This is a genomic window from Vibrio sp. V38_P2S17PM301 (genome assembly GCF_009904845.1).
GTDB classification, from domain to species: domain Bacteria; phylum Pseudomonadota; class Gammaproteobacteria; order Enterobacterales; family Vibrionaceae; genus Vibrio; species Vibrio proteolyticus.
Genome location: NZ_WXWO01000081.1, coordinates 42,861 through 53,078, shown reverse-complemented (window position 1 = coordinate 53,078; position 10,218 = coordinate 42,861). Strand labels below are relative to the sequence as shown.

10 protein-coding genes and 1 pseudogene are annotated in these 10,218 nt (G+C 46.5%); 5 read left to right on the top strand and 6 right to left on the bottom strand.

The features are described from left to right. Positions 1-325: 325 nt before the first annotated feature. Together CAG64_RS17440 and CAG64_RS17435 are read right to left on the bottom strand one after the other, a co-directional pair. Positions 326-514: pseudogene (locus CAG64_RS17440) on the bottom strand (HAAAP family serine/threonine permease); the annotation flags it as partial. A gap of 103 nt (positions 515-617) precedes the next feature. Then, the gene (locus CAG64_RS17435) at positions 618-1,907 is read right to left on the bottom strand and encodes an HAAAP family serine/threonine permease (protein ID WP_161489026.1); all 1,290 of its coding nucleotides are present in this window, start codon (positions 1,905-1,907) and stop codon (positions 618-620) included. Positions 1,908-2,245: 338 nt separating this feature from the next. Here CAG64_RS17435 and CAG64_RS17430 point away from each other — a divergent pair, with 338 nt between their 5' ends. The 5 genes from CAG64_RS17430 (at position 2,246) to luxQ (ending at position 7,432) form a co-directional block, all read left to right on the top strand. Beyond that, positions 2,246-2,443, top strand: a complete 198-nt coding sequence (locus CAG64_RS17430) for a hypothetical protein (protein WP_021705235.1) — start codon at positions 2,246-2,248, stop codon at positions 2,441-2,443. 35 nt (positions 2,444-2,478) lie between these two features. Then, the gene (locus CAG64_RS17425) at positions 2,479-3,147 is read left to right on the top strand and encodes a YceH family protein (RefSeq protein WP_161489025.1); all 669 of its coding nucleotides are present in this window, start codon (positions 2,479-2,481) and stop codon (positions 3,145-3,147) included. Further along, the gene (locus CAG64_RS17420; RefSeq protein ID WP_161454615.1) at positions 3,148-3,429 is read left to right on the top strand and encodes a GIY-YIG nuclease family protein; all 282 of its coding nucleotides are present in this window, start codon (positions 3,148-3,150) and stop codon (positions 3,427-3,429) included. 337 nt (positions 3,430-3,766) lie between these two features. Continuing rightward, complete coding sequence (locus tag CAG64_RS17415) at positions 3,767-4,870, top strand: autoinducer 2-binding periplasmic protein LuxP (protein ID WP_161448987.1); 1,104 nt, start codon at positions 3,767-3,769, stop codon at positions 4,868-4,870. Between the two features lie 3 nt (positions 4,871-4,873). Further along, complete coding sequence (gene luxQ, locus CAG64_RS17410; protein WP_161448985.1) at positions 4,874-7,432, top strand: quorum-sensing autoinducer 2 sensor kinase/phosphatase LuxQ; 2,559 nt, start codon at positions 4,874-4,876, stop codon at positions 7,430-7,432. Here luxQ and CAG64_RS17405 read toward each other — a convergent pair whose 3' ends face one another. The 4 genes from CAG64_RS17405 to CAG64_RS23695 form a co-directional block, all read right to left on the bottom strand. Further along, complete coding sequence (locus CAG64_RS17405; protein WP_021705240.1) at positions 7,433-8,098, bottom strand: PilZ domain-containing protein; 666 nt, start codon at positions 8,096-8,098, stop codon at positions 7,433-7,435. 137 nt (positions 8,099-8,235) lie between these two features. Next, positions 8,236-9,510 (bottom strand): hydroxymethylglutaryl-CoA reductase, encoded by a 1,275-nt coding sequence (locus CAG64_RS17400; protein WP_161448983.1) that lies wholly within the window; start codon positions 9,508-9,510, stop codon positions 8,236-8,238. Positions 9,511-9,604: 94 nt separating this feature from the next. Next, entirely contained in the window at positions 9,605-9,880 is a 276-nt protein-coding gene (locus CAG64_RS17395; RefSeq protein ID WP_021705242.1) for a hypothetical protein, read from the bottom strand. Between the two features lie 42 nt (positions 9,881-9,922). Continuing rightward, complete coding sequence (locus CAG64_RS23695; RefSeq protein WP_021705243.1) at positions 9,923-10,153, bottom strand: hypothetical protein; 231 nt, start codon at positions 10,151-10,153, stop codon at positions 9,923-9,925. Positions 10,154-10,218 lie beyond the last annotated feature (65 nt).

The window sequence follows — 10,218 nt, the reverse complement described above, 5'->3', positions numbered from 1 at the left end:
TATTTGTTGTCTCATGACTTTATTCTGACATTTTATTGAGTTTAATATGTAATTATAGAACTGTTCTGAAGGGGTTTTATTTGACACCATATAATGTCTCTTAAGAGCAACCGACTTGAAAACCTTCCTATTTTAGGAAATTTCTCGTATAAGTGTAATCATTTAAAATTTGTCTAATCTGGCGAAATATTATCTTTTCCAGCCTCTAACGAGGCTGGTTTTTTTTTGCCCAAAAATCGGTATTGTTAAATGGATAATAAAAAAGCCGCTGAACGCGGCTTTTTGCACCTTTAGAACAGAGTGCCCAGGTTGTATATGATGGCAGAAATGTCATTGGAAAGGCGAGGATCGCCATTATCAGTAACGGAAGTAATCCTCCTCCCCCCGCATTGATGGGAAGGAAGAGTACACCAGCGCCAATGGCGGTGCCATAGAGTCCGAGCATCCACATAGTGTCGGATTGTCGCCAGGTGGTGGTTGATAATTGCGTAGGGAGTGTTGTTGAACGAGCCATATTAATTCACCCATCCTTGTTCTGCGAACGGAATAAACAGTGGCGCAGAACAAGGTATTTATGTTTATGTGAAAGTTCTTGTGTTGAGCGTTTGGTTTATTAATTATATCAGGCTGTATAACGTTGAAGATAGAGCCGCAATGCCTATTAAAATAACGAAAGTGTTACTGTTTTTATTTCTGTGTTTTTTTAGTGAAGGTAACTTGTGAATAGCATACATAGGAAGAAGAAATAATATTAATGACAGAATCGGCCCGCTAATCATTTCTATCATCCCTAGTACAGAAGGATTCCATGTAGAAACAAACCAAACCGAGAGTAAAATAAAAAGAGCGGCAAGGTCATTTAATTGATTTTCTTTCAAAGGTTGATTTTTAATACGGGGTGTTCGATTCACCAGAGCGACAAAGCCTTCTTTAGCACCAATATATGTGCCCAGAAAGGATTTGGTGATCGCCACGAAAGCAATGATCGGCGCTGCCACACCGATCAATGGCGTACCCAGATGATTGGCGAGATACGAAAGTATCGTGATATTTTGTTGTTTGGCTTCTAGCAGGTGCTCTGGTGACAGCGTCAATAAGCAACTGAAGACAAAGAACATTACCGTGACCACCATCATAAAGTGTGCACGTTTGAGAATCGCACAGCACTTTTGATCCACCAGCGACGGGCCATATTCTTTCCGTTTGGACTTCGCGAACGCAGAAATGATGGGTACGTGGCTAAAGGAAAAGACCATAACAGGGATGGCGAGCCACAATGTCATACCTAGCTTTCCGCTGGCTGCGGATGCCACGATAGATGACGTCGAAAACAGTTCACCATTCCAATGAGGGATCAGATACACCGCCAATAACATCAAAACCGCGACAAATGGGTACACCAGCACTCCCATTACTCGAACAATGATTTCTTCACCAAAACGTACTATGCCGATGACACCAGCAAGCAAGGTGACCGAAAGCACAACTCTAGGGGGAGCAATCATTCCCATTTGGTGTGTCATGAAACTCTCAACGGTATTCGTCAGAGATACTCCATAAACCAATAGTATGGGAAAAATCGAGATAAAATAGAGTAGGGCGGCCAGTTTACCGGCTCGCGCACCGAAATGCTCTTCAACCACTTCGGTGATGTCGTTGCTCTGTTGACTGCCGGATAACACAAACCGCGCGAGTCCGCGGTGAGAAAAATACGTTAATGGGAAGGCCAGTACCGCCATCATTAACAGCGGCATCAGCCCACCGATCCCCGCGTTTATCGGCAGAAACAACACGCCTGCGCCGATGGCCGTACCGTACAAACCAAGCATCCACGCTGTGTCTGAAGATCTCCAAACGGCTGGAGAATCAACACGTGGAGCGTCACTTCCTGTTTTTGTCATTATCATAATGATTCCTGCGGCTCTTTTAGTTGAACAAGCCGTAAGTGGTGTATTCGAAAAGCAAAAAGATGAAGTTAAACAGATAACTTCGGGCTAAAACTAAAATCTGCAGGGCGGTAATTCTGTGATCTGATGCAGGTTTGCCTTTTTCTATACATACTCTTTATATCAATAGCGTTGAGAGCCGCGGTTGTTTACAACTTTTATATGCCATGCGATAGGCGAGAAACTAAGGAATTGTTTAAAACATCAGCAAGTCAGCGTGTTTCACACGCAAACACTTGTTTCTGTCGGAGGTAGCGCTATATTAGGGCTCCTAGTAATGACACTGATGTGAATGAGTGATGTTGACCTCAGAGATCATTGTTCCCAAATCTGAAAAAAATCCCACTCCGGCTAACAAATCCAGAAAGCTGAGCGATGCTTATAAAACAGAAAGGACTCGTCAGGAGGTGACGGAGATAGAGCTCAATCGAGCGACCATCGTCATTGTTGATGAGGACGGACAGTTGCGTAAAGTCCCGCTGCTTGGCGAGCATTAGACGCGAAGTGGTGAAAGAAGAATAAGGATTGAACCATGAATATCGAACTAAGCGCAGTTGAAGCCAGAATTATTGGTTGTCTGATAGAAAAAGAAGTCACGACGCCGGACTACTACCCACTCACCCTAAACAGCCTGACAACAGCCTGTAACCAGAAAAGCAACCGTGATCCAGTGATGTCGCTGTCTGACGCTGATGTTCAGGATGCCGTCGAAGCGTTGATTTCGCGCCGTCTGGTGAGTGATGAAAGTGGCTTTAACAGTCGCGCAAATAAGTTTCAACATCGCTTCTGCAACACCGAATTTGGTGATCTTAAACTTAATGAGCAAGAAAAAGGGATCGTGTGCTGCTTGCTACTTCGCGGAGCGCAAACGCCTGGTGAACTGCGTACCCGAACTAATCGTTTGTGCCACTTTAATGATGTGAAAGAAGTGGAAGCTGTGTTAGAGGCGATGGCCGGTCGTGAAGCGGGTGCCCTGGTGGTCAAATTGCCTCGTGAAGCTGGCAAACGGGAATCGCGCTATCAACATTTGTTCTGTGGTGAGGTGGATGTAGAAGCGTTGCAAGTTCAGTCGGGTGGACACCAACCAACAGCGTCAGCAAGTGTACACGAAGAGCGAATTGAATCGCTTGAGCAGCAAGTTTCTGAACTTCAGGCTGAAGTCAGTGAGTTGCGTGAACTGGTCAACGCACTGACACAATAAATGTCGAGTCTGTGGTATATCTACCTGATCAGAACGCAAGCTAATGCGCTGTATTGCGGCATTACGACCGATGTCGACAGACGTTTTGATCAGCACAGTCGTGGACAAGGGGCCAAGGCGTTAAAAGGTCGTGGCCCGTTAACACTCGAATGGAGTGTTAAGCTGACGGATTCACGGAGCGAAGCGCTCAAAATTGAATACGCTATCAAGCAACTTTCTAAAGCGCAAAAAGAACAACTGGTGACCGGGCAGGTAACCTTATCGTGCCTTGGGTTAATATAAATACCTTATCTATCTGTTCGGGAAAGGTTAATTTTATTAATTATTTCAGTTAATTATAAAATCAATTGCACCTTTCTCTCGTGGCTTTCCTCATCATTTACGTCGAGAAAAGTGGCACAGTGCCCAGAACTTGAGCATGTGATTCACTTTTGCGAATTTTCACTTTGCAGCTCTGTATTGACAGGCCATACTTAAAGTTTAAGTGAGCACATGAGTGTCGTTATTTCTATAATTTTTATAGGGTTATTGCACTCTTGTCTGGTCGTCTCAACAATAAATGAAAAGCGGTAGCTTTCTCCGGTGGGATAGGCCGGTTGCACCCGTAAAGAGGACGTCAATGCTAAAACGCAAAATAATAACTTTGGCCGCTGTAGCCTCATTTTCTTCACCGACTTTTTCTAATCCAGCCCAAATTCTCAACGATTACTGGCAATATCAGGATTATCTTGATTCCAATCCACGCCAAAAATCGTTGACCAGTCAGTTGGTGGACGTTGTACGTGAGCGTCCCGTGCCGCTAGCGGCAACGGTCGATCAACCGATCAAAATCTCCGTTGTTTATCCAGGGCAGCAGATCTCCGATTATTGGGTGCGTAATATCAAAGCATTTGAGATGCGTATGGAAAAGTTGGGCATCCCTTACCAAATCAATCAGGTATTTACCCGACCAAATATTGATGTCCGTCAGCAAAGCTTATCGTTGATGGAAGCCGTAAAAAACAAATCAGACTATCTGATCTTCACCTTAGACACGACCCGGCACCGTAAGTTTGTTGAGCACGTATTGGGCTCGACGGACACTAAGCTGATTCTGCAAAACATCACGACTCCCGTCAGGAACTGGGATGGACGTCAGCCGTTTCTCTACGTTGGTTTTGATCACTTACGCGGCACAGAAGTGTTAGAGCAGTACTTTCTCAAGCGTTTCCCCGAGGACACCTCTTATTCCGTTTTGTATTTTTCGGAAGGTTATGTGAGTGATGCGCGAGGCGATACGTTTATTGAAGCCATGAGCAAAGTCCATCACTACACGCTCAGTTCGTCGTTTTACACACAGGCGACCAGAGAAAGCGGTTACAGCACGGCCAAGCTTGCTGTGCAGAAAGATCCGAACATCAAATTCATTTATGCATGCTCTACCGATGTGGCTCTTGGCGCAGCGGATGCACTCAAAGATCTTGGTCGTCAGGACATCGTTCTGAATGGTTGGGGCGGCGGCTCTGCTGAACTGGATGCGCTGGCAAAGGGCGATTTAGACGTCACGGTGATGCGGATGAACGATGATACAGGTATCGCGATGGCAGAAGCCATCAAATGGGATCTGGAAGGCAAAGCGGTACCTCATGCCTACTCCGGTGATTTTGAATTGGTGACGTCTGAAGATAAAGCACAACGCATCAACAAACTGAAAGCGAGAGCATTTCGTTACTCAGATAACTAATACATGAAGTTCAGTCTAAAAAGGATGCCGAAGCGTAACCGGCTGGCCGCGTTAATCACACGTTCGGTGTTTATCATTAATGGTCTGTTGATTCTGGTGGTATTGTTTCAAAACTATCAGGTCAGCCGACAGATCATCTCACAAGAGGTTGCACGATCAAATCAGCAAACCTCGAGCTTAGTGCAATCCTTTTTTGACTTCCGACTGACGGCACTTCAGGTTCAGCAAGATGCATACAGCCGCAGTGATAGCCTGCTCATCGCGTTGCGAGCTCGTCATTACGACACTTTAGATGCCTTCTTCGCCAGTATTGATCAAACCGTCCCTGAGTTGGTGCCGGACTTCCGTTTTGTTATTCAGGATGGAAAACTTGCCTGGGATGACGCCAACCATGAATTTTACGGTATCGATACCAAGCAACTGCCTTTGATGGCCAAAGCGATGTCCGTCAGTAGCAACTGGCATCTGAGTCAGGTGCCTTCAACCCTTGGCACTCGTTATCTGATGTTGAGAAAAACGCCGATTATTGACGTGAATACCGGAGAGGTCATGGGGTTGCTGTACATCGGTATTGTCCTGAACAACAATTATGGGTTGGTCAGTACATTAAGAGACAGTGCGAAAGCGGACAATGTGATCATGTCGGTTGGCTCAGAAGTTATTGCCTCGACCATCACAAATCGGGCTGGCTACAGTGGTATTGATGTACTTTCTCATTACTCACAGAGTCCGGAGCACCGCAATTTTGTGGTGTCGAAAACGGATCTTTTGATCAACACCACACCGACGTATCTGTCCATTTATACAATCACGAACAACACTCAGATTTCCGCCCTCGCCAGTAGTCATTATTTCTGGGTTGCTGTTGTTTTGATTGCCATCTTTATCTTTGCGGCGCTTACGCGGCTCTGGCTCAATAAGCGGGTGTCAGATGAACTCGACCGACTGATGACGTTTACTCAGGATGCGGTCGACAACAAGATTGTGGCGCCTTCTCCGGAGTCGGACGTTGAAGAGTTCCATCAATTTGGCCAGACGCTGGAGTTGGCGTTTAAACGTTTGTACGAACAAGAGCGGCGCTTTGAAGATTTGTTCAAGTTCTCTTTATCTCCGATTATCTTGTGGGACAGCGATGGTCAGGTGGTAAAAATGAACCCGGCTGCGCACAGTTATTTTGATTCAGAAGACGACGATACGTTCGAGCAGCTGGTCTCCAAACTAATGCCACAAATCAAGATGTGTAATACCGGTGCGACATTGACGGGTATCAACCTGCCACTCGGCAACAAAGTTTTCCGGTGGAACCTGTCTCCGATCCTGATTCAGGGGAAAACCCACACCATTATTACACAAGGGCAAGACATCACCAGTCTGATTGAAGCAGAGAAACAGAGTGAAGCCGCTCGTCAGGAGGCTGAAGAATCGGCTCGTGTGCGGGCAGATTTTCTGGCCAAAATGAGCCATGAATTACGCACACCGCTCAATGGCATCTTGGGTGTCTCTCAACTGCTGAAAAGCTCCGTTCGCGACAGCGATCAGCTCGAGCAGGTCAATGTTTTGTGCAACAGTGGTGAACACTTGTTGGCAGTTCTGAATGATATTCTGGATTTCTCCAAAATAGAGCAGGGCAAGTTTCATATTCAAAAATCTGAGTTCCGTTTGGTTGAGTTACTTACATCGGTTGAGAAGATCTTCTCTCCCTTGTGTCTTGAAAAACACATTGACCTCAAAGTCAGCAATGATCTGAGTGAAGATGTACTGCTGTTTACCGATCAAGTCCGACTCAATCAAGTGCTGTTCAATCTGGTCAGCAACGCGGTCAAGTTTACTCATGAAGGGCAAGTGCATGTGAATGTCTCTGCCAGTAAAAGCACTCAGGGTGAATCGCTACTGAACATCGTGGTAGAAGACACAGGGATTGGAGTAGAAGAATCTCAGTTGCAGTCGATTTTCGACCCGTTTGTTCAGGCTGAATCGACCACCACTCGTGAATATGGTGGCAGTGGATTGGGGCTGGCTATCGTCAAGAGTCTGATGGAGTTACTGGATGGTGAGATACGAGTGTCGAGTCAGCTAGGTCTGGGTTCACGATTTGAACTTGTACTGCCAACACCAATGCGTATTGCTTCCTCTGTCGAGGAGTCCGGTGAGCAGGTCAGCGATCAGGAGCTGTTATTTGACCGACAATTAAAAGTTTTACTCGTTGAAGACAATCACACCAATGCGTTCATTGCGCAGGCATTTTGTAAGAAGTACAAGATGGAGGTGATATGGGTAAAAGACGGTTTGGCGGCGATTGAATATCTAAAGCAGAATCCTCACATTGATCTGGTGCTAATGGACAACCAGCTGCCCAATCTGGGGGGGATTGAAGCGACGAAGATGATTCGTGATGATTTGAATCTCGACATCCCAATCTACGCCTGTACCGCAGATGGTATGATGGATACCAAGCGTGCGTTTCTCACTGCCGGGGCGAACTATGTGATTGTCAAACCGATTAAAGAAAAAGCGTTGAATCAGGCGTTTGTGCATTATAAAAATATGTTCTATCACGGCTGATCAGACAGACTCCAGCTCATAGACTTTTTCAAGTAAGCACGTTCGAAGATCGTCGCTCATTTCCAGTACGGGTTCAAACTTTATCCCCAAGCGGTGCCCGTTTGCATATCGGCTGATACTGACCACTTGATAACGGATATCTTCTGGGAGCAGATCGTTCAATTCACTGTCTACCGTAATCATACTCTGCGTTTCTAACTCGTTCTCTCCCTTTACAAAAAAAGCGCAGCCAGAAACAGAAAAATCAATCAGATGCGACTCGTAAGACACTGTGTTATGGGTGAGCGTCGCGGGAATATGAAGGTTATAGCGCTCATGTTCTCGTATTGGTTTGGAGGCGAAGTGCTGTGGCATTCTCAGAAACAGCAAGCAACCAGGTTTGTTGGTTTGAGTCAGGATGGAAGTTTTAAACGCGATCACGTTACCAAGCTTGGTTTGAGTGATACCGCGAACCACAATCAATACGTTTTCCAGTTTTCGCATTAACAGCGCTTCACGCGCTTTCATTGGTAAATCGATCAACAAATAACCGTCAGGCTTACAACCGATATATTGTGACGAGAAGGCGTATTCGTCGTCTGGGCCGAATTCGATTTTAGCCGACAACCGCATGCCAGGTTTCAACAGGTTAATTAATTTATCGATAGAGTGGGTTACTGACGCCATAGGAAATCGTTTTTATAGGGACGTTACACAAAATATATGTCTAAAGCTCTGAAATTGCACTGACAAAGCGATTTGGAAATGAAGATTTGTTATCCCGGTGACATTCATCCTTGAATATCACGAAGCCCGATACTGGCTTAAGACTTGGCCTGGCCTCGGGCAAGCTTATGATGCGCTCTGGAAAAATGCTCCGCGCAGAATGCGCCTACGATGGAGAGTTCACCGGCCAGACATAGGGCGGCGGTGACTTCTGCAAACGCTCTCGCGTTGCCTGAGCCGGATAGGCCGAGAATATCAAGACACGCCTTTTGTGTCGGTAATCCTGTCCCTCCGCCAACTGTGCCGACCATGATATTGGGCAACGTAACACTGGCATAGAGTGCGCCGTCTTGTCTCATTTCCATGCGTGAGATGCCGATTGACGATTCTGAGACGCACGCGGCGTCCTGACCACAGGCAATATACAACGCCGCCAGGGCGTTTGCGTAGTGAGCATTGATACCAACACTACCGCTAAGGAGTCCGCCTACGGTGGTCTTATTGGCGAAGCTGACCATGCGTGCAACGCTGGTATGCAGGTATTTCTCTACCAATTCGGCTGCAATGATCACTTCCGCAGACACTTTTTTACCGCGCACAGAACGCAAAGTATGGGCGTTTGGCTTCTTGTCGCCGGACAGGTTTCCATCAAGAAACGCTTCCACCGGAACGATTGGACTGTGTGACAGAATAAATCGATACACGGCATTGGTAGCAATGGTTACCATGTTTTGACCAGAAGCATCCCCTGTCAGATACTCAAACACCAGATAGACATGATTGCCTTCGATATTGACGTTCATGTCTTTGAGTTGACCATGGGATGTGGTGGCTTCCGCTATCTCTTTGAACTGTTCGTATTGCGCGACCGCCCAGGCGACAAACAGACCTGCATCGGCCAGAGAGTCGAAAGCAAAGACAGGAGTGCGACTCACCCCTTCGTTAATCAGCATGGCACTTGCGCCGCCCGCAGCGGTGATTAGGTTGGCCCCACGGTGGTAAGAGGCGACCAGGGCGGCTTCGGTGGTTGCTAGCGGCACCAGGTAGTCGTCCTGTGCATACAGGCCGTTGACACGCAAAGGACCGGCAATTCCGACGGGGACGTTGACCGTGCCGATGAAATGCTCAATGTTTCCCTGATAGGCGTCGTAATGGGCTTGGGTAAAGCTATCCAGTAATACTGTCTGATCGGTTAATTCTGACAATATACGCCAACGTCTTTCCAAATGCTTATCGGAGAGTAGTGGGCTAGGGCACAGTTTACGCTCAGGCTCATGTTTCCGACTCTGTAAGGATTGGTGAATACGGTTTGGTTGAGTATGTGGAGCAAGCGGCGAGGTTTGGCTAACAATGCCAGAAGAAAATTTGGGCATAAAACTGGGTATCAATCGATTTTGTCGTGATTGTAGAGAACCGACGACGAAATACAACGGGCACAATACGTTTTGCAACAAATGTGTGAAGTTTTCAGATGTGAACGTCCAGCAAAGAGCCGATCATTTCTCGCTCACGTTGCCTAACTGTGGTTCCGGTTTTACCGTAAAGTTCTGCCTGATTAAGTTTAACCAACGATGATGCGAGGTCATCATCTGACTTTTCAACTGGTTTGGTATCGACTTTATTGAATTCAAGAGCGTTTGACGAGCTGGTTGTTACCGAGTTGATTTCAGCCGCAGCTTCATCCGCCTGTTTAAAAGCGTTGTGTAGGATAGGGTAGCTGTTTGAAACCGCAGACACTGACATGACCGTGACTCCTTCTCTCTACTGATAAACTAGTAGATTTGATTAGGAAAACAAGCTGGAAATAAGTGACATTTCTTCGTCAGTCAGCAGGCCTTCGTCAGAGCGTGACAGATTGCTGCTGATTTCACACTGCAGTTGTTTCAGTTGTTGCGGCGTCAGTTCTTTGAGTTGATTCTTCAACGTTTCAAACTGTTGCATGTTCATCTTGCTCTCTCCCAGCATCGGTCGGTGTCGCGATACACGTTCACCGCAGTAAGAGATGTCTCCTTCCATGCTCCCACCTTCAAATAAATGACTATTGAGTTAATACTAGGTATCGAACGCTGTTTTTTTGTCCG

What these genes read in the sequence shown, in the direction of transcription:
- CAG64_RS17435 (WP_161489026.1), bottom strand. Translation starts at nt 1,907, where the DNA reads ATGATAATGACAAAAACAGGAAGTGACGCTCCACGTGTTGATTCTCCA.
- CAG64_RS17400 (WP_161448983.1), bottom strand. Translation starts at nt 9,510, where the DNA reads ATGCCCAAATTTTCTTCTGGCATTGTTAGCCAAACCTCGCCGCTTGCT.
- CAG64_RS17395 (WP_021705242.1), bottom strand. Translation starts at nt 9,880, where the DNA reads ATGTCAGTGTCTGCGGTTTCAAACAGCTACCCTATCCTACACAACGCT.
- luxQ (WP_161448985.1), top strand. Translation starts at nt 4,874, where the DNA reads ATGAAGTTCAGTCTAAAAAGGATGCCGAAGCGTAACCGGCTGGCCGCG.
- CAG64_RS23695 (WP_021705243.1), bottom strand. Translation starts at nt 10,153, where the DNA reads ATGGAAGGAGACATCTCTTACTGCGGTGAACGTGTATCGCGACACCGA.
- CAG64_RS17415 (WP_161448987.1), top strand. Translation starts at nt 3,767, where the DNA reads ATGCTAAAACGCAAAATAATAACTTTGGCCGCTGTAGCCTCATTTTCT.
- CAG64_RS17405 (WP_021705240.1), bottom strand. Translation starts at nt 8,098, where the DNA reads ATGGCGTCAGTAACCCACTCTATCGATAAATTAATTAACCTGTTGAAA.
- CAG64_RS17425 (WP_161489025.1), top strand. Translation starts at nt 2,479, where the DNA reads ATGAATATCGAACTAAGCGCAGTTGAAGCCAGAATTATTGGTTGTCTG.
- CAG64_RS17430 (WP_021705235.1), top strand. Translation starts at nt 2,246, where the DNA reads ATGTTGACCTCAGAGATCATTGTTCCCAAATCTGAAAAAAATCCCACT.
- CAG64_RS17420 (WP_161454615.1), top strand. Translation starts at nt 3,148, where the DNA reads ATGTCGAGTCTGTGGTATATCTACCTGATCAGAACGCAAGCTAATGCG.